Source organism: Sphingopyxis bauzanensis, from assembly GCF_002205675.1.
GTDB classification, from domain to species: domain Bacteria; phylum Pseudomonadota; class Alphaproteobacteria; order Sphingomonadales; family Sphingomonadaceae; genus Sphingopyxis; species Sphingopyxis bauzanensis.
Genome location: NZ_NISK01000003.1, coordinates 648,178 through 670,671, shown reverse-complemented (window position 1 = coordinate 670,671; position 22,494 = coordinate 648,178). Strand labels below are relative to the sequence as shown.

General features: G+C 60.9%; 24 protein-coding genes. 7 read left to right on the top strand and 17 right to left on the bottom strand.

The window, feature by feature from the left end:
* Positions 1 to 301 precede the first annotated feature (301 nt).
* The 5 genes from CDQ92_RS14625 to CDQ92_RS14605 form a co-directional block, all read right to left on the bottom strand.
* Positions 302 to 949, bottom strand: a complete 648-nt coding sequence (locus tag CDQ92_RS14625; RefSeq protein ID WP_237246129.1) for a glycine zipper 2TM domain-containing protein — start codon at positions 947 to 949, stop codon at positions 302 to 304.
* A gap of 272 nt (positions 950 to 1,221) precedes the next feature.
* Entirely contained in the window at positions 1,222 to 1,863 is a 642-nt protein-coding gene (locus CDQ92_RS14620) for a PilZ domain-containing protein (protein ID WP_158213861.1), read from the bottom strand.
* Positions 1,864 to 2,041: 178 nt separating this feature from the next.
* Entirely contained in the window at positions 2,042 to 2,938 is an 897-nt protein-coding gene (locus CDQ92_RS14615) for a surface lipoprotein assembly modifier (RefSeq protein WP_158213860.1), read from the bottom strand.
* Positions 2,939 to 3,014: 76 nt separating this feature from the next.
* Positions 3,015 to 3,587 (bottom strand): hypothetical protein, encoded by a 573-nt coding sequence (locus CDQ92_RS14610; protein ID WP_088442069.1) that lies wholly within the window; start codon positions 3,585 to 3,587, stop codon positions 3,015 to 3,017.
* A 164-nt stretch (positions 3,588 to 3,751) separates the two neighbouring features.
* Positions 3,752 to 5,038 carry a S8 family serine peptidase gene (locus tag CDQ92_RS14605; protein ID WP_144035792.1) on the bottom strand — a complete coding sequence of 429 codons (1,287 nt, stop codon included), beginning with the start codon at positions 5,036 to 5,038 and terminating at the stop codon, positions 3,752 to 3,754.
* Between the two features lie 419 nt (positions 5,039 to 5,457).
* Here CDQ92_RS14605 and CDQ92_RS14600 point away from each other — a divergent pair, with 419 nt between their 5' ends.
* The 3 genes from CDQ92_RS14600 to CDQ92_RS20915 all read left to right on the top strand — a co-directional run bounded on the left by CDQ92_RS14600 (position 5,458) and on the right by CDQ92_RS20915 (position 7,523).
* A complete protein-coding gene (locus CDQ92_RS14600) occupies positions 5,458 to 6,009 on the top strand; it encodes an RNA polymerase sigma factor (RefSeq protein WP_308423614.1) in 552 nt (183 codons plus the stop codon).
* Positions 6,000 to 6,755 (top strand): anti-sigma factor, encoded by a 756-nt coding sequence (locus CDQ92_RS14595; RefSeq protein ID WP_158213858.1) that lies wholly within the window; start codon positions 6,000 to 6,002, stop codon positions 6,753 to 6,755. Before CDQ92_RS14600 ends, CDQ92_RS14595 begins: the two co-directional genes overlap by 10 nt.
* A 429-nt stretch (positions 6,756 to 7,184) precedes the next feature.
* Positions 7,185 to 7,523 carry a hypothetical protein gene (locus tag CDQ92_RS20915; RefSeq protein ID WP_144035791.1) on the top strand — a complete coding sequence of 113 codons (339 nt, stop codon included), beginning with the start codon at positions 7,185 to 7,187 and terminating at the stop codon, positions 7,521 to 7,523.
* A gap of 469 nt (positions 7,524 to 7,992) precedes the next feature.
* On the opposite strand, the gene CDQ92_RS14585 is transcribed toward CDQ92_RS20915, so the two are convergent.
* Positions 7,993 to 8,694, bottom strand: coding sequence for a DUF6118 family protein (locus CDQ92_RS14585; RefSeq protein ID WP_088442064.1), 702 nt, complete (start codon positions 8,692 to 8,694; stop codon positions 7,993 to 7,995).
* Positions 8,695 to 8,703: 9 nt separating this feature from the next.
* The gene (traA, locus tag CDQ92_RS14580; protein WP_088442063.1) at positions 8,704 to 11,664 is read right to left on the bottom strand and encodes a Ti-type conjugative transfer relaxase TraA; all 2,961 of its coding nucleotides are present in this window, start codon (positions 11,662 to 11,664) and stop codon (positions 8,704 to 8,706) included.
* Positions 11,665 to 11,836: 172 nt separating this feature from the next.
* Between traA and CDQ92_RS14575 the strand changes: the two genes are divergently transcribed.
* Together CDQ92_RS14575 and CDQ92_RS14570 are read left to right on the top strand one after the other, a co-directional pair.
* Entirely contained in the window at positions 11,837 to 12,142 is a 306-nt protein-coding gene (locus CDQ92_RS14575; RefSeq protein ID WP_088442062.1) for a conjugal transfer protein TraD, read from the top strand.
* A gap of 22 nt (positions 12,143 to 12,164) precedes the next feature.
* Positions 12,165 to 12,419, top strand: a complete 255-nt coding sequence (locus CDQ92_RS14570; RefSeq protein ID WP_088442275.1) for a conjugal transfer protein TraD — start codon at positions 12,165 to 12,167, stop codon at positions 12,417 to 12,419.
* On the opposite strand, the gene CDQ92_RS14565 is transcribed toward CDQ92_RS14570, so the two are convergent.
* Genes CDQ92_RS14565 through CDQ92_RS14555 form a run of 3 tightly spaced genes read right to left on the bottom strand, consistent with a single transcriptional unit; the run spans position 12,416 to position 13,670 of the window.
* Entirely contained in the window at positions 12,416 to 12,673 is a 258-nt protein-coding gene (locus CDQ92_RS14565) for a sigma factor-like helix-turn-helix DNA-binding protein (RefSeq protein WP_088442061.1), read from the bottom strand. The genes CDQ92_RS14570 and CDQ92_RS14565 overlap by 4 nt on opposite strands.
* Complete coding sequence (locus tag CDQ92_RS14560; RefSeq protein ID WP_229667362.1) at positions 12,673 to 13,182, bottom strand: sigma-70 family RNA polymerase sigma factor; 510 nt, start codon at positions 13,180 to 13,182, stop codon at positions 12,673 to 12,675. The genes CDQ92_RS14565 and CDQ92_RS14560 overlap by 1 nt, the downstream gene beginning before the upstream one ends.
* Positions 13,179 to 13,670 (bottom strand): hypothetical protein, encoded by a 492-nt coding sequence (locus tag CDQ92_RS14555; RefSeq protein ID WP_229667360.1) that lies wholly within the window; start codon positions 13,668 to 13,670, stop codon positions 13,179 to 13,181. Before CDQ92_RS14555 ends, CDQ92_RS14560 begins: the two co-directional genes overlap by 4 nt.
* A gap of 308 nt (positions 13,671 to 13,978) precedes the next feature.
* Between CDQ92_RS14555 and CDQ92_RS14550 the strand changes: the two genes are divergently transcribed.
* Positions 13,979 to 14,188, top strand: a complete 210-nt coding sequence (locus CDQ92_RS14550) for a hypothetical protein (RefSeq protein ID WP_088442060.1) — start codon at positions 13,979 to 13,981, stop codon at positions 14,186 to 14,188.
* A gap of 175 nt (positions 14,189 to 14,363) precedes the next feature.
* On the opposite strand, the gene CDQ92_RS14545 is transcribed toward CDQ92_RS14550, so the two are convergent.
* From CDQ92_RS14545 to CDQ92_RS14535, 3 genes are all read right to left on the bottom strand, one after another.
* Positions 14,364 to 15,284 carry a nucleotidyltransferase and HEPN domain-containing protein gene (locus tag CDQ92_RS14545; protein ID WP_088442272.1) on the bottom strand — a complete coding sequence of 307 codons (921 nt, stop codon included), beginning with the start codon at positions 15,282 to 15,284 and terminating at the stop codon, positions 14,364 to 14,366.
* 357 nt (positions 15,285 to 15,641) lie between these two features.
* Positions 15,642 to 16,100, bottom strand: a complete 459-nt coding sequence (locus CDQ92_RS14540) for a cupin domain-containing protein (protein ID WP_088442059.1) — start codon at positions 16,098 to 16,100, stop codon at positions 15,642 to 15,644.
* Between the two features lie 20 nt (positions 16,101 to 16,120).
* On the bottom strand, positions 16,121 to 16,333 hold the full coding sequence (locus tag CDQ92_RS14535) for a tautomerase family protein (RefSeq protein WP_088442058.1): 213 nt from the start codon (positions 16,331 to 16,333) through the stop codon (positions 16,121 to 16,123).
* Positions 16,334 to 16,445: 112 nt separating this feature from the next.
* Between CDQ92_RS14535 and CDQ92_RS14530 the strand changes: the two genes are divergently transcribed.
* Positions 16,446 to 17,993: a winged helix-turn-helix domain-containing protein gene (locus CDQ92_RS14530; RefSeq protein WP_088442057.1), complete on the top strand. Its 1,548-nt coding sequence runs from the start codon at positions 16,446 to 16,448 to the stop codon at positions 17,991 to 17,993.
* Between the two features lie 98 nt (positions 17,994 to 18,091).
* Here CDQ92_RS14530 and CDQ92_RS14525 read toward each other — a convergent pair whose 3' ends face one another.
* From CDQ92_RS14525 to CDQ92_RS14510, 4 genes are all read right to left on the bottom strand, one after another.
* Complete coding sequence (locus CDQ92_RS14525; RefSeq protein WP_158213857.1) at positions 18,092 to 19,033, bottom strand: HupE/UreJ family protein; 942 nt, start codon at positions 19,031 to 19,033, stop codon at positions 18,092 to 18,094.
* Positions 19,034 to 19,353: 320 nt separating this feature from the next.
* Positions 19,354 to 20,712 (bottom strand): hypothetical protein, encoded by a 1,359-nt coding sequence (locus CDQ92_RS14520; protein ID WP_088442055.1) that lies wholly within the window; start codon positions 20,710 to 20,712, stop codon positions 19,354 to 19,356.
* 77 nt (positions 20,713 to 20,789) lie between these two features.
* Positions 20,790 to 21,554, bottom strand: a complete 765-nt coding sequence (locus CDQ92_RS14515; RefSeq protein WP_229667358.1) for a DUF4331 family protein — start codon at positions 21,552 to 21,554, stop codon at positions 20,790 to 20,792.
* Entirely contained in the window at positions 21,554 to 22,216 is a 663-nt protein-coding gene (locus CDQ92_RS14510; protein ID WP_229667355.1) for a DUF4331 family protein, read from the bottom strand. The genes CDQ92_RS14515 and CDQ92_RS14510 overlap by 1 nt, the downstream gene beginning before the upstream one ends.
* Between the last annotated feature and the right edge of the window lie 278 nt (positions 22,217 to 22,494).

The following is a 22,494-nucleotide window of genomic DNA, read 5'->3' as shown; positions in this document are numbered from 1 at the left end:
ATTTCTTGCGAATTTCGGCAAAGAGCGTGCGCTCTTTGCCGCTATGTTTGGCGCTATAGATGCCAACTGGACGATAACGTCGTCGGCCTCAGGTTCGCGGGCACACCATTGTTATAGTTCGTTGAGGATAGCAATCTGAGCCTGCTGGGTGCAGGCTCAGATTATTTTGGCACCGACCACTGCGGCTGTTTCTCAGCCGATCTTGAGGGAGATTACTTCTACGCCGGCATACAAGATTCGTCTTCCGATCGTGCCTAATCTTGCAGCCGTTTCGCTGGCAGCGATTACCCGCCTCGGTGCGCTAGCGACAGGTCACACGCCCGCGCGCAACTTCTCGGCCCAGCACCGCACCAGCTCCTGCGCCGACGATCGCACCGATCGTTTTGGACCTTCCGCGAGCGATCTCGTTGCCGAGTAAGCCACCGATTGCAGCGCCGACAATAAGGCCGGTCGTTCCGTCGTTGCGTCGGCAATAGTATCGGCCATCACCGCCGCGATAAATCCGGTGCGAGCGGTTCAGGCGGTAAGGACGATAGTATTGCCCGTCGCGATAGTATCGATCCGCGAAGTAGCCGCGATTGCCTGGCTCGTAACGATTCCAGTCATAGGACCTGTATTGGCGCCAATCCCGATAATCCGAACGTCGATCGCGTCGGTAGTCGCCACGCTCCTCCCTATACTCGCGTTCAACTTCGCGCCGGTCGCGCTCGCGATCATGCCATGCTTCACGCCGTTCTTCATCCCATTCGCGACGCTCCTCGCGACGTTCCTCCTCCCACTCACGTGCCTCCTCATGCCGATCTTCCCAATAATCGCGGCCCGGATTGGCTGTCGCAGGGGAACTGCCAAAGGCGGCGGTGACGATGGCAAGGCCAAGCGCGTATCTCATCATGATCTTTACTCCAAAACCCCGCGGATGGGGCGATAGATCAGGGAATAGCCACTTCAATCTGAATGGCCTTCAAATCGCATATTCATTGGTCCGAAAGCTTGTTGCGAGCTCTTCGGCTCACGAACGGAGAAACGGGACCCAAACCCATTTCCGAGGCGGCGAACGACGGGGTCCCGAATTTCAAGAATCGGACACTGACGACACAATATCTCGCGGGCAATCGGCACGATATGCCGATCCCTCGTCCCGCAGCAGCCAAGAGAATAAAAGTTTCGCCACTGCGCCATCCACGATGTCCGCGACCATCGCCGAGAGAGGGAGCAATCAGGTTAGTCGCGCAAATGCTTAATACGTTCGAGAAGGGACAGCTCAAGTGACCGGGTAAACCAGACGCCGCCGCGATTGCCGAACACCCAGCGGACAAATGCGCTTCGCGCTATATCATCGCCCGGCAGCAGCAGCTTGAGCTCCATTTCTGGCTCAAGGATCCCACCATAGACAAAGTCTGCCCCCCACTGGGATATGTTGAGAAGATCAATAGGCTTTGCCCCCTCCGGCAAAGCAAGAATGGCTTCGACCCCGGCAGAAGGCCCGAAGGCACGATGGCGTTCGGCACGGTGTTCGGCCGCCAGTGTGCGCAGAACCGCTGCCGCGTCCATTGGCCTGGAGAGTGCTACACCACAGCGGCCAGCATCGGACCAGACGATCCGGCCCACGAGGTTAACGCTTTCCGAAAGCACCATTCTGATCGTCTCGCCAACCACCACCATTGGAGCGGTTGAGACAAGCAACACCCCCTCGTTGGAAATGTTTTCAACGCGCCAGATTCCGGCGCCGGATTCTTGCTCAACCCGCGCGATCCGGCAGATACTGCGCTGGCGATCTGTCATTCGTCGATCTGGCAAAACGGCATCAGGAACGCCGTCCAACCGTCGATCACTATCCGAATGGGAAGGATCAGGCTGGTCCATCCTATCCTCCTCGTCGGAGTTGGAGGTCCGATCGCAGGACACGCTGAGCAGCCGTTGCAGCAGCCAACGCATCGCGCAGATCAAGGCAGGGTGCCGGTTTGGAGATCCCTCCCCAATCCGGCACTTCCGCACAGTTTATCTGGGCGGACGTGATCGCGTCACATCTGCCCAGCCACGATCAAAGTTCGAAGACTACCGAGACCGCCACCCGATGCTCATTATAGTCGGACGGCGCGAAATTGGAGTTTCGATTGGTATAGCGGTAGTCGCCTTCCAGGCGAAACTGGCGGTTTAATGGCAGTTCAAGGCCGGCATCGAAGCGTGACCGCGTCTCGGTGCGCCGTTCTCCAAGCGACGGCGTCACATTGTCATAATCGCGATCGCGATAACTATATCCGAATTTGGCGCGCGGACCCAGTCGAGCACTGCTCAAAGGAACCCGAGCGTTGACGCCGAGCTGATAGCCTTCGAAGTCGAGAGCGGGGTCTGCCGCATCCTGCGTTTCATACTGCACCGAACCGGATACGAAGCCGCGTCGGCCGCTAAAGAAGCGCATCACGCTCGTGCCAACCGTATGGCCATCCGCGTCGCGTCGTTCAAGGATGTCGAAGTTCTTGTCCGAATATTTATAGAAGGCGCGAGCATAAACATCCTTGGCGACAAAGCCGGCAAGGCTCGGCGTGACTGAATGCTCGTCGTAGAGAGCGTCACCGCCTAGGCGAATATGCCTGAAATCATAATCCAGGCTTAGGCGCGCTCCGCCAATACGAGTTTGCACCCCGGTCCCCAGGCGGTGGGACTGGATGTCGAATTCGTCGAAGTCCGCATAGAGCGTCTGGTCGAACGTGTAGCGAAAATCGAGCTCAAACGACTTCGTGTCCACCGGAACCACCTTTACATCGGCGCGCAGGCGCGCGCCGACATCCCCCTGCTGCTGCTCGGCGTCCGCTTCTTCAAAGGTCAGATGGCTATCGTAAAGCGCGCCAACCTCGATTTCGAGCGACACGTCCTGGGCCATGGCTGGGGTGGCGGTCACCACCATGGTCCCGATAATCAAACTGGAAATTCTACGCATTGATTTGCCCCTTACTAATGCGAAGGACGGCGCGCCCGAATATAGGCGCACCGTCCACATTCTCGTGCTGGATGAATTAGCCGTCGTCGCCGTCGTCCTCGGCATCTTCAGCAGCTTCCTCGGCATCGTCAGCCGCTTCATCCGCAGCGTCCTCGGCTTCGTCGGCGGCGTCCTCGGCATCGTCAGCCGCTTCATCCGCAGCGTCTTCGGCCTCGTCTGCGGCGTCTTCAGCCGCATCGGCTGCGTCTTCCGCAGCATCGCTCATATCGTCGGCGGCATCGTTGTCGCCGTCGTCTTCGTTGTCGTCGTCATCCATGTCATCGTCGTCATCGTCGTCGTCATCGTCATCGTCGAAATCGACACTCACGTCGGTGCTCGTGTCGAAGCCCGGACCGCTCGCGTCCGAACTGGAATCAAAGCCTGATGCGTCCCGGCTCTCGTCTTCGCTGCGATCGGTATCAGGTGTGCTGGCGTCGGCGCTTCGATCCGACCCGTCGCGGTCAACCGACGAGTCGGTGCTCTGGTCCGTCTCGCTCGTGCTTGTGTCGGAACTCGTGCTTTGCGCGACCGGCCGCGTTTGGGCGACTACCGTGCCGGAGAGCAGGGCGATTGCGGCCGTTCCTGCTGCAAGGATATTTTTCGTGTTCATTCTTCGCTCCTTTGAAATTCAGAGGCTTGCGACGCTTCGCACCGCAGGCGGGAGAATAGCGTGACAACCCTACAACGGAGCCATTGAGGAGTTATTCCCGAGGCACGCGATTATTTCGCGGCCGTCGGCGCGTCGGTTCGTGACAGAAAACTGGCGACCTCGGCTCAGCGCAAGCCGATAATGCCGTGTCCAAAGACCGGATCCCGGCCAGGCTTGCCTCGATCCAGCGCCACTTTCGCAATATCCGTGATCGCGCGGTTCCGCTGTTTGACGTCCGGCACGGCAAGGATGCGCGCGACACGAGCGCTCACGACCGGCGCTGCAAATGACGTTCCGCTTGAGGAGCGCGTAGCACCATCACCGTCGATGGTCGGAACATCGACCCCCGGAGCAGCAAAGGCAATATGGGCGCCATGAACGGCGCGGCGATAAATTCGGCCCTGGCGATCGACTGCGGTAACCGCAACGACGCCCGGCACCGCGGCAGGAAAGAGCGGCGGCGAAGCGGGGCCGTTGTTGCCGACGGCCGCAACGACCGCGTGACCTCGATCGACCAGAATCTTTATCGCGCGGTTCACCAGCTGATTTTCCGGGCCGGCAAGGCTGATGTTGATAACCGGGACCTTTTCATACGCCATCCATTCGAGCGCACGAAGAAGTGCGACCGCCGGCGCTCGGCGGCCGTGAAAGATGTTTGCAGAGTAAACTCGTCTGACGCCAGCGTCCGACAGCCGACTAGCGACAGCCGTTCCATGGCCCATGGCGCTATTCTCCCATCCGAAATTGGCGGTTCGCATCTCAAGCGAACTGTCGAATAAGCTGCGATTGACCGTGCCATCGATGAGACCGACGGTGCCGCGACGATCCGTATTCCGCCTGATATTCGACCGTTGCGGGGCAGCCGTTCCGATGGCGCCTGCTGCAAACAGATGGTTCCGCGTAACCATAATTTTCGGCGCGGCGCTTTTCAGGCGTTCTATGACCTGCCGCGCCTGCGACGGTTGCACCTTTATGCTGACAAGCTGCAATCCCAATGTCGGTAGCAGTTCTATGATCCTTGATTCGAAACCGGCTTCTTGAAGAGCTAGGAGTTCGTCGGCATCGGAAACCAGGGCCAAGACTTCGTCGGCAACGACTTCATCACCGTTCTCGTCGATTTCGATATGGAACGGATCGACGCTATCGCCCTTGGTGGCTTCCAGCGATGGCGAGCCTGGGCGCGGGCCGCTATCGGCGTCGATGTTGAGTTCGCCTGGCTCGTCACCTGCATTCGATTCCGCACTCTCGGAGACGTCGCTATCGTCCTCATTTTCAGAGGCCGCTTCGTCGTCCTGCTCAAGCTCGACCGGTTCGTCGGCCGCATCGTCTTCGGTCGCATCGATACCTTCGATGTCGGATGCCGCTTCGTCGTCATCGGCAGCGTCACCGAGCGAATCGTCCATATCGTCCATATCGTCGTCGGACGAAGGGTCGATCGCATCCTCTGCGGCGTCTTCCGCTGCATCCTCCCCGGCATCACCCGCCTCATCCGCCGCATCCTCGCCGGGATCGTCTGCGTCATCAGCAGCAGCATCAGCGGCGTCATCGGCTGCCTCATCCGCGGCATCCTCGCTCGCATCATCAGTCGCGTCGTCGGCAGCGTCGTCGGCATCGTCCCCCACGTCGTCGGACGGTTCCTCAACTTCGTCGCTGGCCTTGACGTAGGAAGCCGCGGTAAAGGTCGCGAACACAATGGCGGCGAGCAAATACGTCCTCATATGGCTTGCTTTCGACCGCATTCATTCGCTCCGTTTCCGAGGAAGCCACATCGACGGCGGCTCCGTTAATTATAACTTTGTTGACGGCAGAATATTCCTGACGTGACGGAATAATGTATTCGCCGAACCGTTGTTTAGGAAAATGGTTGATGAAATCTAATAGCACGCTTGATGCCGATTTGCGAAGGGAGTTGATCGCGTTTCTGCCGCGTTTGCGGCGGTTCACGCGTTCGCTTGCTGCGGGCGACGAGGATGTTGGGGACGACCTCGCTCAGTCAACGGTGGCAAAGGCGCTCGCGAGCATCGACAGTTTCAGGCCGGGAACAAGGCTCGACAGTTGGATGTACAGAATAGCTCAGAATATCTGGATCGACACGCTCCGGACCGAACGAGCGAAAGGAATTGCCGTGCCGGAAGATGCGCTCGAAAATCTGGTGGGCGAAGATGGACGCGAGGTTGCGGAGATGCGGATCGATCTCGCGGCGACGCGACGGGCGATCGAGGAACTTCCTGACGATCAGCGTGCGGTCGTCATGCTCGTTCTGGTGGATGGCCTGTCATATCAGGATGCATCCGAAACACTCGGGCTCCCAATTGGCACGGTCATGAGCAGATTATCCCGCGCGCGCGCGATGCTTACAGAAAAGGTGTTCGGATGTCAGTGACGCCAGAAATGTTGCTCGCGTTCCTCGATGGGTCGCTGTCGTCGACCGATCGAGAACGTGTCAGAGAGCTCGCCTGTTCGGATCCGCGTGTCGCGGAACAGTTGATCCGACAGATATTGTTAGCTGACGCGGCGCGTGAAAGCTTTGCCGATGATCTCAAGGAGCCGATCCCCGACGCCTGGATCGCCATGATCGATCACGCGGCGTTTGCGTCGTCGGCGGGACATGTCACGAGCCTCGCCGAGCAACGCCGCTCGCGCACGTCAACATATTCGCGGTGGGCGATCGGTGCGTCAATGGCCGCGTCGGTGGCCATTGGATTATATATTGGCAGCGCCCCGTCGTCGCAATCGCTGATTAATCTCCAGGATGGTCAACTTGTGGCATCAGCCGACTTGTCCGGGGCTCTGGACAAGGCGCGAGGCGGTGTGGCGGTTCGTATCGATGCGGACCATCGTCTCGACGTCCAGCTCAGTTTGCTAAAGGCCTCGGGCTCATTCTGCCGGGAAGCGATCGTGGACGCCGCGGGCACCGAACAGGATCGGCACCTCTTCGCGTGCAAGGACGGCGGAGATTGGAAGATAACTGCCATTGCAAATGCCCCGCGCCGGGAAAGCGGATATGCCGCTGTGAGTTCGGATCGACCGCTTGATGCGTTGGTGGCGTCGATCGAAGGCGAGACGCTCGATCAGCCCGCTGAAGAACGAGCCATCAGACTGAAATGGCAAATCCCGCGCAGCCGGTAAAGGATATGGTGCTCAAAGATAGTCGCTTCAGCGGCGCTGCGATAGCGCGTCGATCTTTAACGCGGGAACGCAGCAGCCCCGCTTCATGCGCGGGGACTGTCGCAGGTCGGATGGCGAATGAACAGTTCTAGTGAATCGCGGCCTTGTGAGAATAGGACGCGAGCTGATGATCATAAGCGGGAGGCGATCAGCTCGCAGCGAATCTTTTACCGCCTCGTCAAGGTCGAACGGTCAACCGACTGCGGCCTGTGGCCGGTCCGCAGCATGTACGACCGCGGAATGATGTTCGATGTCGCCGTGTCGGTGCGGCCGAACGAGAGGCTTCTGATCAGCCTATCCGACACCATCCGCCTTAGGGGCCGGGTTGTCTGGTCCGGCGATGGGCGATGCGGGGTCGCGTTTGATCGCCCGATTAGGCACGGAGACGTGATGGCTCAGCTTATCGCAGAACAGGAGTCGGAGCATTATCGTCCATTGCGATTGACCGTATCCTGCCCGGGGCAATTGCTGTTGGGAGCGCGGTGGGTGAAAGTTGACGTCACGTCGCTGTCGCGGGACGGTGCGACAATTGCCAACGCCGGACTGGTGAATGTCGGTGACCGCATTGACCTGGCGCTGAGAGATGGACTCCAGCGAAGCGGCATCATTCGCTGGGTGCGACGTGGGGAAGCCGGCGTGGATTTGCGACCGTCCTTCGCCGTCCCGGAACTCGAAAGCGTCCGACATTTCGGTTGCCGCCTTTCTGGACGGCCGCAACCTACCGATTGATTGGGCATCGGAAATTGGCGGCTATCTGAAAAGGATTGCGTTTGGAGCGGGAGCGCAGTCGAAAAGGGAAGGAAATCGCGATTTTGAGAGTTTTAGCACCCATCGCAATCATGTGCGTCGCAGGTTGCGCGGAAAATCCGCAGGTCCCACAGAATGGCGATGAAGTCGCGCGCCACGCGCCTTCGCCTACAGCTCAGCAGACCGAAACATGTGCGCCCGAAACGGCAGTCGAACCGCAGGGGCCAGTTGCTTACGACTGATGATCGAGGTTTCGGCCGACAGTCGTCGACAGATCAATGTTACCTGCCTGTCGGGGGCGTTGACTAATCCCTGATCGCCCCTCGCGGTGACATAGCCAATTGCAGAAACGACGATCAGTGAAAACCTTGCGAGCGTCGGTCTTGCGGTGCCGGGAAATGCGACCACGCTGATGGGTTTGGTCCATCTGGCTTGGTTGGCGGTAGAGCCATCAAATTTGCGGATGCCCGACCTTGATGGTGCAGCGGACCTGCTTCTTAGTTTCGAGAGCAGCTTTTTCGCAGGCGGCGATTTTCTCCCTATTATCTCGGCGCATTACGGCAGCGGCCGATATGGCCCGGTAAGCTTCTGGACTACCAACCTGCATGAGCCTGACGCCTCCCTCCCATATCGTCGGCGCGCCGACGATATGCGCCGCCATCCGTTCGGGCAGCTGCCACCGCTCGGGCAGCGCCCTCGCAAAAGCGCCCGGTAGGATCGACCAGAGCAAGCATCCTGCGACAATCCCTCCGCTTGCCGCCCAGACGAGATGGAGGCGCTGCTCATGCGTCGAACGCAGCGTCGCGGTAACACCGCGCAGGTCATGAATGGCATCATCATAGCGATCGTGCGCCTTGCGCATCCATCCCTCGTTGCGCTGGCGCGCTTCCTGCGCAACGCGATCGATCCGCCGCGCCATATCTTCGGGGGTCATCTCCATTGCGGGTTTGGCGAGGATTTCCACCAATGTATGTCCGGCGGATTCCAAGTTTGTCGATAGTTCGCCGAGCGTGAGGCTGTAGTCGGGAATCCGGATTTCCGACTTTTCGGCGGCTAGCTGCTGAACCGCCCGTCGCACGAGCGCGACTTCACCTTCAAGCCGCGCAAATGCCGCGGCTGCGGGGTCTTCGGGTTCGAGTTCTTCGTCATTCATGTTATTCTCCTACATTCCGATACCGATGCCGCGCGATCGCCCTCCACCGAGGTCGGCGATCGCTGCCAGCTCTTGCCCGACCGATCGAACCGAGTGTGCGTCGATGCCGAGCGCCGCTTTGCGACCACGCAGGATTGATTCGACCTGCGCATCGCGCTCGAGACTCTTCGCCATCGCGCCCATCTCGCCAGCGAACCGGCTCGCGGCGCGCTGTTCGCCGCGCGACAGTGACCGGCTGCGCTGTTGCTGGAGCTTCTGCCAGTCATCGACGAAGCGATCGGCGCGTTTGGCAGGGTCGATACGGATGTCGGCTTCATGGTTCATCGCGCGGATCGCGGCCTTGCTGTTGCCAGCTACCGCTCGCGCAACCAGCTCGGGTTGACGCTCGAACGCCGACGCCAGATCGCCCCGCGCATGCGGACCGATCGCGCCCAGCGCATCGCCAGCGCGCGCGAGCGCATCGCGCTGGTGGCGCAGCACCGGGAGGTCTTTGGCGTGCATGCGATCGATATCGGCTTGCGCGCGGGCATAGCGTTCGACCGCGCGCCGCGTGTCGGTGGTTCGCGATGGATCGCGCGGTTCGATGCTCGCCCGCTTCACAGTCGGCTTGAACCCGGCAAAGATGCTGCGCGCCTTCTCGGGGACTTGCCGGGCGATCCCTCGACCCGCTCGGGACAGGTTGTCGGGAAGCTTTTTCGCGGTTTCGACGATCCGCTCGCGCAAGGCTATCCCGCGCTGCTCGGCGTAGGATCGCGCCGGATCGGCCTTGGCGTAATCCTGCGCCATGTCCTTGGCGCGCTCGCGCGACAGCGTGCGGATCAATTTGCCCTGATCCTTGAAGTCATCGCGGCCATAATGAACATCGACGCCGCCGCGGTGACGCGACAGTCCAACATAGGCCGAGTGGCTGTCCATACCTGGCGTGGCGAGCACATGGGTGCGATCGACCGTCATGCCCTGCGCCTTGTGGATCGTCGCCGCAAAGCCATGATCGACATGGGCATAATCTTTGAGGTCGAACACCACCGAACGCCCGTCACCGGTGCGAACGGTCATGCTGTGCGCATCGACCTGTTCGACGATCCCAAGCGTACCGTTCTTCACCTCCAGGCTGCGTTCGTTGCGCAGGAAAATGATGCGGTCGCCGGACGCGAACATGCGATCACCGCGCTCCACTTTCACCGCGACATCATCGCCAAGATCGCCCGCCGCGCGCATCCGATCGCGCGCTGCCTCGTTGAGCGCGCGCACCTCGTCATTGCTATGGGTGAGGATGATCAGCGTATCTCCGGGCCGCGCCTGCCGATCGCGATCCCAGCGGTCGATCAGTTCGGTCCGCGCGGCGTCGCGCGAAGCGGCGGCGTGCACCATGCGCGCCTCGTCGTATGCGCGGATCGCCTCGCCGGTGCGGCCCGTCGCCAGCGCGCGGGTCGCCTCGCGCTGCCAATCTGCTTGCTGACGGCGCACCTCGGTTATCTCGACACCGCCATGCCGTTCGTGGATCGCGCGGAAGGCCGCGCCCGCTTCGATCGATTGCAGCTGCTGCGGATCGCCGACCAGCACGACCTTGGCGCCGACGTCGGCGGCGTGCGACAGCACACGCTCCATCTGCCGCGTGCCGACCATGCCCGCTTCGTCGATTACGAGCACATCACGCGCCGTGAGCAGATCGCGACCCTGCGCCCAGCCATGTTCGAGGCTGGCGATGGTGCGCGACGCGATGCCCGAGCCGTTCTCCAGCCCTTCGGCGGCGATGCCCGACAGCGCGGCGCCGCGTACCTCCAGTCCGGCGTGCTCCCATGCCCCGCGAGCCTGTCCCAGAATCGCACTCTTGCCGGTTCCGGCATAGCCGACCACGATTGCGAGATCCTGCCCGCTCGTTATATGCTTGAGCGCGGCCTGCTGCTCACGACCAAGCACCAGGCCAACACTCCCGGCTGCGTCAGCGGCTCTCTGCAAAGACGCGGCCGGGAGACCATGGCCGGACTGCCTGGCGAGCCGATCCGCCGCGAGTTCGAGTCGCTGTTCGGTCTCGATCATATCGCGCGAGGTGAACCGGTCGTCGCCGCGGCCGTCCATGCCGAGCGCGATCAGGTCGGGCGATGATCGCACCGCGCCAATGACAGCATCATATTGCTCGCGCCCGTCGCTGTTGCGGTGCGCGAACATTGCGAGGTCGCGGTCGGTAAAAGTCGCTTGGCCGTGCGAGATCGCGTCGAGCGCGATACGCGGGTTGGCGATGATCCGCTCGCCATTGCGCTGGGCGATCTCTCGATGCTCGACAATACGTTCGGCTTCGAACCCGCGGCCATCCATACGCGAAGCCGCGGGGCCGATCTTGTCCTGGGGTTCAAGCTCAATGCCCTGCGCCGCGAGACTGCGATGATCGACACGCGCGTCGATGTCGAGGTCGGCGAGACGCTCGTTGACAAGGCTCGCCCAACGCTCGCGCCATTGCTGGACAAGTTCGGTTCGGTTCCAGTCGCGCACCTTCTGACCGAACCCCGCTTCGCCATCCTCGCCGACGACGATCTCGCGCATCGTCAGCATGACATGCGCGTGCGGTTTGGCGAGGCCGTCGGCGCCGATGTCCCAATGGACATTGAGGTCGGCGACCATTCCCTGATCGACAAACTCGCGTTGCACAAAATCGCGCGCAAGTTCGATGCCTTGCGCTTGGTTCATCTCGCGCGGGATCGCGAACTCGACCTCGCGCGCAAGTTGGGCGTCCTTGCGGATTTCTGCGGATTCGATATCGTTCCACAGCTGCTCGCGGTTGCCCCACGTCTCAGACGCACCTGCGGGCAGCAACACTTCCGAATGCACGACGCCCGATTTGTTGGTGAAGTCATGCGCCCGATCGAGCCGCTCATCATGCAGCCGCTCGGCGGACCGATAGGCGGCAGCCGCGACGGCGCTGCGCCCGGCAGCGCGGCTGATGACTTTGACCGAGAGATGGAAAATTGCCATTGCGGCAATCCATCTACACTTCAAAAGCCACGTCGGCACGACGTATAAGCGCGCCCTCACACGGAAAAATCCGCGGAGGGACTAGGCTGTGCCAGACTGTCCCGACGACCTTGCTGCGCACGGACAAGCGCATCCCTATGATGGGCGCATCACCCCGTCATGGAGATGCGACATGCGCAAACCACGCGATATCGATTCGGAACTGAAGGCGCTCGAAGCCAAGGCGAAGACCCTAAAGGAACGCCGCGTTCGCCAGCTTGGCGAACTCGTCATCGCTACCGGTGCCGATGCACTCGACACCGACATGCTAACCGGCGCATTACTCGGTGCGGTGGCGACGAAGGACACAAGCGCGAAGGAGGGCTGGCGCAAGGCAGGCGCGGGCTTCTTTCAGCGTGGCGCGCGGAAAGCTGCGGCAGGAACTGATCGCGGCGCAGCGAACGACACGGCGCCTGATCGCAATGCGGCATCGGCTTGAAGCAGCGCAGGCGCGGACCGGCATGCGCGAATGGCAGATCAAGCGCCGCGAACGCACGCGCCAGCTGATCGAACTCGGCGGCCTCGTTGCGAAAGCGGGGCTCGTCGATCTGACCGACGATAATCGCGCGATGCTCTATGGCGCGCTCCTCTGGATGGCCGACAAGCTGCGCAGCGATGACGGCGCCCATGCCGCCGCGCTCTGGCGCAAGCGCGGCGCTCGCGCATTCGAGAGCGAAGCCGCAGCAGCCGCGCCGCTCGATCCGCCGCGCCGCTAGTCCAGGTCTTTCAAGGCACGGCGCAGTGCGATCAGCGTTGCCGCTATATGGCCCTCGACCTCCTTGACGTCGATGTCGAGGCGCCGCGCAATGCGCTCGTAGCTCAAATCTTCGAAGCGGTGCATGAAGAACACCTCGCGCGTGAGTTCCGGCAACCCGGCGATGGCGACCTCGGCCCGTGCGATGCGCGCATCGCTTGGTGCCGCCAATGGACGACGCCGCGGTTCGCGCCGTCGCCAAATGGTCCAGCGCATCACCGTTGCTCCGCAATCGCGGCGCGGCAGCGCGCGAGCGCGCGCATCATGTGATACTCCACCGTTGCTACGCTGATGCCGATTTGCTCTGCGATCTGTTTGTAGGTCATGCGGCGTAGCCGGTGCATCACGAACACGCGCCGCGTCTTCGGCGGCATGGCGCGAACCGCCTGCCGGTACAGCCGCAGCAGGTCCGCTGCCTCGATCCGCCATGTCTGTTCAGCGCGCGACGCGGCGTCGCGGTTTTCATCGAACGGAAAGAAGACGGTGCAGTCCCGCCTCTTTTGGCGCGAGCGGTCGATCAACAAATTGCGCGCGATCCGGGTTAGATAGGCGGGCGGATTGTCGATCCGGTCCAACGTCCCGCTGCCGAACATGCGTGCGAACACCTCCTGCACCAGATCGGGGGCTGCTTCGCGGCCAACGCGTCGGCTGAAGTAGCGCAGCAGTCGGGCATGTTCGGCGGGGAGCGTGGCATGGAGCATCGCCTTAGGCGTGTGGAGCGTCATGGCCGCACCCTCCTGCCGTCGCGCGCACCAAGCGGCGCATCACGCGACTCGCGGTAGAGAGTGATGCCCGCCTCGATCCGGTCGAGGATGAAGGTGTCGCGTTCGGCCTTGGCGATGCGGATGTCGGACTTGGAGTAAATCTCCAGATCGACCGCGCAGCGGTCGCCAAGTTCGCCGCGGATGACGTCGCGGGCGCGTTGCCAGCAGCGCTCGTCGGTGAACAGCGGATGGTTGACGACGATCCAGAACTCGTAATCGGAAAAGTCGATCGTCCGACTGTCTTCGTACCAAGATCGCCGCGCGTAGGGACCGATCAGGATGATGCGTTTGATCTCGCCCGGCTCGGGTGCTTGCACCTGACTTGAATCGAAGAAGGCGCGCAGGATGCGCGTGATCCGTTCGACCTCGCGCTGCTTGCGGCGGACAAGATGGCCGACGCGCGCCATCACGACTTCGCGCGCGTAAACGTCGTTCGTTGGGGTGGTCATGGTAAGCTCACACAGCGACGGTCCGCGCGTTGTCGCGCGGATGTGCAAGCGGTGTCCGCTGGGCCGCTATTGCGGCGTTCAGCAACTGCCCGACCGAAATGGCCGAACCTACATGATGCCTGGCAGGGTTATCCTCGGGATGACCGCCAGTCTCTTCATCCCGTGGCTCTGATTATGCCAGAATCTGGGAGTCAGAACAAGTCGAGTAGCGGGGGGCGTTTGGGCAAAAGTTGCAGTTCCGGAATCGACCAATTGCAGCCGTAAGCGGCGTCTGACATACTTCGCGAAACATTGGTGGAGCGCCGCAGATGAGTTTTTTGGAGCGAACGCAATTATTCTTGGCCGGAATGTTCTTGTCGCTGGGCTTGGTTCATTTTGAGATTGTGAATGACTTGGATCAGGCGGCCTTCTGGGTGACCGGAGCGTTTAGCCTTTGCTGGGCGATTGAGGCGATCCGTAAAGGCCGTGATAGAGACAAGGACCTTTCAGCTATCGTGGGTGACGCGAAGGGAAGTTGAGTACGTCTGCCGCGTTGGCGACTCGTCGGCTTCGTCAATACGTTGAGGGACGCTATCGTTAGCTTTGCTGCGTGCCCCTTAACTGTTCGTCCGCTTCCCACCCCACTCTTGCCGTTCCGACCTGCCAGCCTGCGACGCGAAACCCGACACTAAAATTAATCGCGCGCGTGCACGCCTATCTGCGCGCGGCTTCTTTAAGCTCGTCGATCTTGTCGGTGCAGACCTGATGGACGACGCGCCCCAGTTCCTCGACGCGTTCGCCGAGCCACGCCAGCTCCTCTTCGCTGATCCGGTAATGTTTTGAATATCTCGCCTTGGTGTAGGCTTCCTTCAGTTTCTGAAACATCGCACGCTCGCGGTGTGCGGTTTCGGGCCAGACGCCATAGAGGCGGCGGTCAAGCCCTTCGGCAAGAGACCGCAGGAAGGCGATATTATGGTTGTAAGGCGTGTAATATGTCGCGGTGAGCAATAGGCACGAATATAACCGTTCGACCGTTTGATGCATGTCGAACGCGGCATCTTTCAGGAAGCCGCGTTCAATATCAAACTTGGCAATCTCGAACCGTTTCATCGCGGAAGGAAAACCGTCCTCGAAATATTCCCTTGCAGTTTCCAATGCCTGTTTGGGCGTTTTCGGCTTCGGCGTCGCCAATTCCCGATCATCGGCTTCATACAACGCGATGCCATCCTTGGCGACCTCCATGAAGAACACCCGGCCATGCGCGAGCCCGTCGTTCACTTCGTGCAGCGAATGGACGATGAAATTAACCGGCGTGCGGAGCATCTTCTCAATCGTGTAAGAGCGGATCAGCCGTTCCTCGGCCTTCGCCCAATAGGCGGCGCGGTCGGTCAGTTCCTTCTGGCTGACGATGATGAGGATATCATAGTCGGATTTATACTGGTTCGCCGACAACGGCGCATCGACCCAATCGCCGCGCGCATGGCTGCCGAACAGGATGATCTTGAGGATGCGGGCGCCCTTGCGGCGGCCGGTCGCGTTTTCGGTCACCTGCCCGAACTCGTCGAACAATATCTCGACGATGCGCTCAAGCTCGCGCTGCTTCGCGGCAGGAAGGTGATCGATGTCGGCGCGCATGTGTCCGAGAATCTTCGGGAAGTTCGCTTGCTTTGGCAAGCACAGATTGCCCGGCGCTTTGCGCCGGGCCAAAAATTTGGGGGAGGGGGCGAAGCCGCTCCCCTAATGATGATTGCGGAAGTCGATCAGGCCGCTTGGTGCATCTCTGATTCTTCCTCGACCTCTGCCGGGACGAACAGCGGGCGATGCGTTCGGACCGCTCGATGCAACCGATACCGCCGCGGGCGGTGTAGCCGGTCGGCGGAAAAGCGAACCAGGTTATCCTTGCCGCTTGACTTCGTGCAGGTTTCGAGAGCGAAAACCGAAATAACAAGATTCCAAACTCGCCCGTGAGCAGTCCAGTTCATTCAGTCCGCATCACTCGACCACATTCTCGGCAAGCAAGGCGTCCACAGGCCCTTGAAAAGCGATGAAGAGCGTACATGCTTTTGTACCCAAGCAAGCGGCAGTGTGAACACTCCCCGGAGGCCCGTATGCATAGCTACCCGGCTCCAATATGGACGGCGAAGAACCTTGATAATCAACCAATAGTCGACCGCTCACAAGTATCATTCTTTCCGCGGAGGTGTGATAGTGCGCGGGCAAAGATGTGCCGCCCCCGATCCTAAGGAAAACATCCGAATTCGGCTTGGACGGATTGCCGTGCAATACCGCTATCGCGCAATCGCCTTCGAAGATTGGCGGGCAGGAACCCCATTGGAGTTCGGGATCGCCTGCGCGCATTGCAAGCGGAGAATCGACGGTCGGCTGAGCCAGCGCAGCGGGGGTAGGCGCCGACAGAACCGCAAGCGATGCCATAGCAAGATAGATGTTCATCTAAGCTAACCCTTTCTATATCATGATGCCATCGCGTGTATATCGGCGGCAGCAAGCTGCTTGCCGCCGATGGCCCAGTCGCCCTGTTCAAACTCGCGGATTCTTACCCAAGTGACTGTGCGCATCGCCTCTCCCTCAACGGACACCATGGCTTCTGTTACGCGATCTATAAGCGCGCTCTTCTGCGCCGGGGTAAAGACGTCTTTGATCACATCAATGGTCACCAGTGGCATGGCGTTTCTCCTACAAATTTCGACCTTTTCGTATCGTACTTTTCGACCCTAAACTTGCAGAGAGCATGATGATTTCATGCAGAAGTGTAAAATTGTGCTATTCTGACATGTCATGCTGTACCGCTTTGGTCCCTTTGAACTCGATCCGGGGCGCTTTGAGTTGCGTGAGCGGGGAGATGCGGTCGCCGCTGAGCCGCAAGTGCTATCTCTCCTACTTTTCTTGGTAGCCAACCGCCACCGGTTGGTGACCAGGGATGATGTCGTGGAAGCAGTCTGGCACGGGCGCATTGTCTCCGACTCCGCGATTTCTAGCCGCGTCAAATCGGTGCGACGTCTGATAGGCGACGATGGCAATGCGCAGCGGCTCATTCGGACCGTCCATGGTCGTGGGTTCCGCTTTGTTGCAAAGGTAGAAGAACTCCCATCGCCCTGTATTCCTGCTGCCGCATTGCCGCAGCCGCCTGTCACCGAGCCGGAACGGCCCTCGATTGCCATCTTGCCGTTGTTGGCGCTGGGTGACCTAGGCTCGCTTGCTATCGCCGCCGAGGCACTCCCACATGAAATCATCCGCGAGCTTGCACGGCTACGATGGCTTTTCGTCATCGCACGGGCATCGGCATTTCGCGTCGGCCGTCTCGCGCTTGACGTCCGGCAAATTGGACAGATCCTTGGCGTCCGATACGTGTTGTCCGGCACAATCGAAACTTCGGGTCGACAACTTACCGTCGCTGTCGAACTGAGCGACACACATGACAGTGGCGTCATCTGGGCGGAGCACTTCAGCGCCGATGTCGGAGCGATCCATGAGCTTCACGCCAATATCGTCGCCTGCGTGGTAGCAGCGCTTGAGGTGCGGATACCCGTCCACGAGGCCAACCGGGCGCGCCTTGTCTCGTGCGAAGCGCTGGACGCTTGGTCGGCCTACCACCTCGGCTTGCAGCGGATGTTCCGCTTCACTGCCGGCGACAACGCGGCCGCGGCCGCCTTGTTCACTCGTGCCATCGCCAATGCGCCGGGCTTCGCCCGCGGCTACGCTGGTCTGTCGTTCACCCGTTTCCAGGACGCCTTTCTGAACTATGCTGACCGAGCGACTGCGACCGCCGCCGCCCGCGATACAGCCGAGAAGGCTGTCGCGCTCGATCCGCTTGACCCTTTCGCCAACCTTGCGATGGGGCGAGCGTACTGGCTCTCAGGTGATTTGGAGGGAAGTCTTGCTTGGCTTGATCGATCGAGCGCGCTGAGCCCCAACTATGCGCAGGCCACCTACGCGCGTGCTTGGGCGGAAACTCTGCTTTCACGAAGCGATGACGGCCTTCGTCACGCCGATCAGGCTTTAGCGCTCAGCCCGGTTGACCCAATGCGATACGCGATGCTTGCGACCCGCTCACTATCGCATTTAGTGCGAGGTGAGGACGTGCTGGCCGTTGTTTGGGCGGAGCGCGCGGCGCGAGAACCCGGCGCTCACGCGCTGATCGCTGTCATCGCGGCTGCCTGCCAAGCTGGGATAGGTGATACTGGTCGCGCTAAGGTTTGGATCGATATCGCCAGACGGCGACACCCCGCTTTAACGCGAGATGCATTCTTTCAGTCTTTCCCCTTTTCCGAGCCGGTCTTTCGAAGTCGAATGCAAGTCCTGCTTGATCGATCGGGTCTGCGATAAAGGCCATCCTTTGATTAGAGGAATTTTGGGCTGGGTCGCATTGGACTGTAGCTCAACGTGGGCGGAACATGCCTCGGGGGGCTCGGCTTCCGTTTTCCCTATGTTGCCGAACCCAGCCTCGAGAATTGGCGCCAGAACAACTGGTTGGCGACGATCAAAAAGGACATGATCACAACCGCAATTGCGACGGCTATTATCGTGTTCTCCAATAGCGCGACGAAAACGCTGCCAATACCGAAAGCGCGTTCCAGAAGCCACGCCACGGCCGCCGCCATGCCGACAACGGCCAAGCCGATACGAATCTGGCGATAAGATGGATACGGCGCCAACAGCAATAATGTCGGCATCCCAATCAACACGATTGCTAGCTGAACGAGTTCTATCCCAAGGCTAAAGCCCAGTAACGCCAGCGGGGCGGCTGTGCCGCCCAGATCCAGCCCGGCGATCAAGGTGGCAAATGCAAGACCGTGGATCAGTCCGAAAATGCCGGCGACGACCGCTTCATAGCCCGGGAAAATCGGCCGGACGGCGTGCGCCGCCGATATGAGCACCGACACAGAAATCGCGATTTCAACCGGTTGTACCGGCAAACTCCAGCCGCCTATTGTCGCGCCGATCAAGGTCAGACTATGCCCGATGGTAAAAGCGGTGACCACGCTGACAATCCGGCGGACGCTGCTGCGCCAATCGCAAACGGTCGCCCAGCGACCTGCTCTCGCCGCCAGCGGTGCCGGCAGCAAGAGCGCGAGCAAGAACATCAAATGGTCATATCCGCCGATGATGTGGTCGATACCGAGTTTAACCGTATTGCGAAACTCGCGCCATTTGCTTGCGTCACCGACGTCGATCACGATGCGTGCGCCGCCTGACCGCACGGCGCCGACGATTTGTGGTTCCGCGCCCGATACGCCAGCTATATCGCGCCGGATGACAAACAGGGCGAAGTGACTCGGAAGCTCGTCGACGACGGCGTGCCACTCGGCAACAAGATTCCGCGGCGATGCCCCGGACGGAGGGGTCAGGACAGCGACCGCGTGCAAGTCCGGCGGACCCGCGCGCTGCGCAAACTCGACAAAATCGACTTGCACCGACCATGGCGTTCCTTGCGGCGTGAACGCTTTGAAACGGTCTTCGATATAAGCCTTGGCGCGCGACAGGCTTTGCCGATCGTTGCCCGCCGAATGCGAGGTTGCGACCATATATTCACTCTGGGGGATGATAATCTCGGCGCGGACGTCTTTGGCGCCAATAGTCAGGCCGATCTCCGAATTCGGCGTCAGATGCGCCGCCGCGGGCGAAACCAAAGCTAATAGCGTCGCGAAATAGATGAACCAAGCCAGCGTGATGCGGGTGAAGCGGGTCATCCGTGCGAAAACCAGATCAGCGACGTGCGGGGATGGAATATCTGCGGATTGATGCGCACGGCCGCCGCGCGGGCAACCTCGGCCGTCTCCGGTCGGCCAGCGAGCGCTGCGGCTTCGGCCTTGAGGGCGTATAGTTGTGCACTGCGCCAACCTGACGCTTCGGCGCGAGCGATCTCGTCCAGCGCATCCTGGGGCCGATTGTTCATCAGAAGCGCGCTGGCAAGGAGCAAGCGCGCCTCGCCATAAGGCCGCTGCGCAACGTTGCGCAGCGCGAGATCGAGAGCCGTTGCTGAGTCCCCAAACGCGAGTTCATGTTCGACAGCATGGCCATAAGCAGCCTCGGGCAGCAAGCGTAGCCGCTCTTTCCAGACGACGGCAGCCCGCCCGGACCAGCGCCGACTGTTCGGACCATCCCCGCGCTGGCGAAAGAGCATCGCTGTCGCGTCCATCGCCTCGGCGCTATTGCTGTTCGCCGCGATCGCCGCCATCTGCTCGGCAGCGGCCGCATCACCGCGAAGTGCGCGCGCCTGCACCCGATGGGCGGCAATCAGCCAATAGCCCGGGAAGAGCTCGTCGGCGCGCGTGAACCAAAGCTCTGCGCTTTGCCATTCGCCTCGCGAGAGCGCATGCGCGCCAAGACGCAGCGCAGCCTGGGCCAGCATCTGCGGCGAATGCCGGCGGTCGCCGGACACCGATCGCCAAATGGCGGCGTCGGCATCGGCAAAACGCGCCTGCGCCGCCGCAAAGACGGCAAGACGAAAATCGATGGCGGAACCTCCTGCGAGGTCTCTGCCGCGCGCATAGTGGCGCTGAGCATCTGCCATGTCGCCCCGGTAGAATGCTATGTCTCCGGACAGACCCGCCATCCCAGCCATCTGGCCGCGATCGGGCGGAACCGCTGCGCCTTGGATGGTTTTCAGCGCGCGTTCTGCGACAGCCAGCCGATGCGTGGACAGCGCCAGCGTCGCGTTGGCGACCACTGGTCCGGATGCCTTGGGAGCTAACGCCATGCCGACGTCGAGTAGGCGCCGGGCTTCGGCCCAGTCGCTATAATCGCCGGTCAGACGGGCGCGTAACATCAGACCGTTCGCAAGCACTTCAAGACTCGTCCAGTCACGTGGCGCGCGGCGTAGTTTCTCTCGGCCCAGCTCAATATGGCGATCGGCATCTGCCAATGCGGCCTCGAAATTGGCAGGCCCGAACGCGGGTATCGGGAGGTCGAGGGGGGCGGCCTCAGGCGGTGGCGCCGCCCGCCATCTGTCGCCCGCAAATCCCGCCGCGACAATCGCCAGCACGACCAGGACCGGAAGCAGGTTCCACGTCTCCAACACCCGGCGGAGACGTGCCCCGGTCATTCGTCTCCGAACGACCAGGGCACGATTTCGCCACGACTGCGAGGCCCAAGGCCCCATGTCCGTGGCCGGTTGCGGCATCAGCGCGGCCTGGCGCAGGGTGTCAGGCCAAGCCCCGTCAAATCATCCGCCAGCGCATTGGTCAAGCCAGTGAGTTGAGCCGTGAGTTCGGGGACAAAATCGCCGTTAGCGTCATTCACCGGGTCGGCGGCATTATAGGCCGTCTTCGCTGAAGATCCGATGAGCGCGGTCGCGACGGCAGGCATCCCCATGCGATCGACCCGTACATAGCTCGAGGGGCCGTCGGTCCGGAAATTGAAGCTCGTCCCTCCCATCGCTGCCAGCGGCGGTGAGCCTTGTGGCGGCGCAAGATATGGAAAAGAAGTGCGAAAAGGCCGATCATTGGCCGACGGATTGACTGGCAAGCCGGCCAAGAGCGCCGGGCTATGCCGCGTCAGGTCCAGGAAAATGACGGCAAGCGTGACGTCAATGACCGGATCGGGCAATCGCCGACCATTCGGAAACCCTGACGCCGCCGGCAACGTTAGCGTCAATGTGTCGGGCACAACCGCTTGCGCGACCGTGAATCCCGTTCCCGGAATCGTTTGATTCAGGCAGGCGGTTACATCGAAGCCGGTGGGTGTCGGGGTAGGCGCGGGTGTGGGCGTGGGCGCAGGACTTGGTGTCGGCGTGACGGTTATGGGAGGCGGAGCGCCATTGTCGCCCCTATCGTTGCAGGCTGCGAGACCAATGGCGGCGAGCACAGCCAGACTGGCTACGCCCCCTCTTTTAGACAGAGAGCGAGTTTTTGCAGCCGCAGCTGCCATTTGAATTTTCCGGTCCATCACAGCTGTCCTCCAAAGCGGGCGGTGGTCGCCCAGATGTCGATCAGATTGCTGCCATTTGCGATCCTGTCGCGCGGTATCTCCATAACGATCGCGGTAAGATTCTGACCGGCGAAAAAATCGCGGTCCTTGTTGAAGCTGAGCGTTCCCGTCGCGCGCGTGTCGCGGAAGCCTTGCAAGTCGAAGAAAAAGGGATCGTCGAACAAGCCTGCTCGCACCCGGACACCATCTTTGGCCAGGTCGGTTTCGACGGAACCCGTCAAATCGCCTGTCACCCCAGGCAATCCACTGACTTGGACACCAACTTGATCACCCGAGCCGGGCCCAAAGCGGACGCGAATGGGAATATCAGCCGTGGTGCGGGGCATAGCGTTGGAAATATTGACCGTGTAAAGCACATCCCGATCATAAGCGGCAGGCCGCGACGTGGCTTGGGGACCGGCGAACGTCAGCGCGATGATGACAGATGAATCTGTATGCCATGCGTAGAGGTCGGCGATATCCGCGGGCCGGTCGGGCGTCATATCGACGGCTGGATCGGTCAGTGCAGGTGGATCGAGATGATCGGCCGCCGTCAGGAACTGGCCGGGTAAAATCAGGGCAATGGCGCCAGCGGACGCGAGAACGCCTGCCCCCATCAGCAGTTGGTATTTCTTCCTCACCTTCATGCTCCTTGCTGTAGTTTGCGACGACTATGTTTTCAGCAGCAGGGAATGGGTCCAGTTGAGATATCCGACCGCGACCGTCCCTTCTTCCTGAACAGAAGAAAGCGTGTTTTGTTCTATTTCGGCCCAGCTACGGTGCTGCGGTCGTCGCGGATGCAGCGGTCGCAAAAAAATCACAGAAAGCCGCATTGGCGCAACTGACGTCGTCGGTGTTCTCAATTTGCAGATGGCCAAACGCCGCGACTGGTCGTGGCGCCAAGTGGGACTCGAAATTG

Bases quoted from the DNA above. Each gene is read 5' to 3' on its own strand.
- CDQ92_RS14605 (WP_144035792.1), bottom strand. From the start codon at position 5,038: ATGGACGATATGGACGATTCGCTCGGTGACGCTGCCGATGACGACGAA.
- CDQ92_RS14565 (WP_088442061.1), bottom strand. From the start codon at position 12,673: ATGCGCTGGACCATTTGGCGACGGCGCGAACCGCGGCGTCGTCCATTG.
- CDQ92_RS14610 (WP_088442069.1), bottom strand. From the start codon at position 3,587: ATGAACACGAAAAATATCCTTGCAGCAGGAACGGCCGCAATCGCCCTG.
- CDQ92_RS14555 (WP_229667360.1), bottom strand. From the start codon at position 13,670: ATGACCACCCCAACGAACGACGTTTACGCGCGCGAAGTCGTGATGGCG.
- CDQ92_RS14595 (WP_158213858.1), top strand. From the start codon at position 6,000: ATGTCAGTGACGCCAGAAATGTTGCTCGCGTTCCTCGATGGGTCGCTG.
- CDQ92_RS14570 (WP_088442275.1), top strand. From the start codon at position 12,165: ATGCGCGAATGGCAGATCAAGCGCCGCGAACGCACGCGCCAGCTGATC.
- CDQ92_RS14520 (WP_088442055.1), bottom strand. From the start codon at position 20,712: ATGACCGGGGCACGTCTCCGCCGGGTGTTGGAGACGTGGAACCTGCTT.
- CDQ92_RS14560 (WP_229667362.1), bottom strand. From the start codon at position 13,182: ATGACGCTCCACACGCCTAAGGCGATGCTCCATGCCACGCTCCCCGCC.
- CDQ92_RS14620 (WP_158213861.1), bottom strand. From the start codon at position 1,863: ATGGACCAGCCTGATCCTTCCCATTCGGATAGTGATCGACGGTTGGAC.
- CDQ92_RS14550 (WP_088442060.1), top strand. From the start codon at position 13,979: ATGAGTTTTTTGGAGCGAACGCAATTATTCTTGGCCGGAATGTTCTTG.
- CDQ92_RS20915 (WP_144035791.1), top strand. From the start codon at position 7,185: ATGGCTCAGCTTATCGCAGAACAGGAGTCGGAGCATTATCGTCCATTG.
- CDQ92_RS14515 (WP_229667358.1), bottom strand. From the start codon at position 21,554: ATGGACCGGAAAATTCAAATGGCAGCTGCGGCTGCAAAAACTCGCTCT.
- CDQ92_RS14575 (WP_088442062.1), top strand. From the start codon at position 11,837: ATGCGCAAACCACGCGATATCGATTCGGAACTGAAGGCGCTCGAAGCC.
- CDQ92_RS14615 (WP_158213860.1), bottom strand. From the start codon at position 2,938: ATGCGTAGAATTTCCAGTTTGATTATCGGGACCATGGTGGTGACCGCC.
- CDQ92_RS14600 (WP_308423614.1), top strand. From the start codon at position 5,458: ATGTATTCGCCGAACCGTTGTTTAGGAAAATGGTTGATGAAATCTAAT.
- CDQ92_RS14545 (WP_088442272.1), bottom strand. From the start codon at position 15,284: ATGCGCGCCGACATCGATCACCTTCCTGCCGCGAAGCAGCGCGAGCTT.
- CDQ92_RS14585 (WP_088442064.1), bottom strand. From the start codon at position 8,694: ATGAATGACGAAGAACTCGAACCCGAAGACCCCGCAGCCGCGGCATTT.
- CDQ92_RS14530 (WP_088442057.1), top strand. From the start codon at position 16,446: ATGCTGTACCGCTTTGGTCCCTTTGAACTCGATCCGGGGCGCTTTGAG.
- CDQ92_RS14535 (WP_088442058.1), bottom strand. From the start codon at position 16,333: ATGCCACTGGTGACCATTGATGTGATCAAAGACGTCTTTACCCCGGCG.
- traA (WP_088442063.1), bottom strand. From the start codon at position 11,664: ATGGCAATTTTCCATCTCTCGGTCAAAGTCATCAGCCGCGCTGCCGGG.
- CDQ92_RS14540 (WP_088442059.1), bottom strand. From the start codon at position 16,100: ATGAACATCTATCTTGCTATGGCATCGCTTGCGGTTCTGTCGGCGCCT.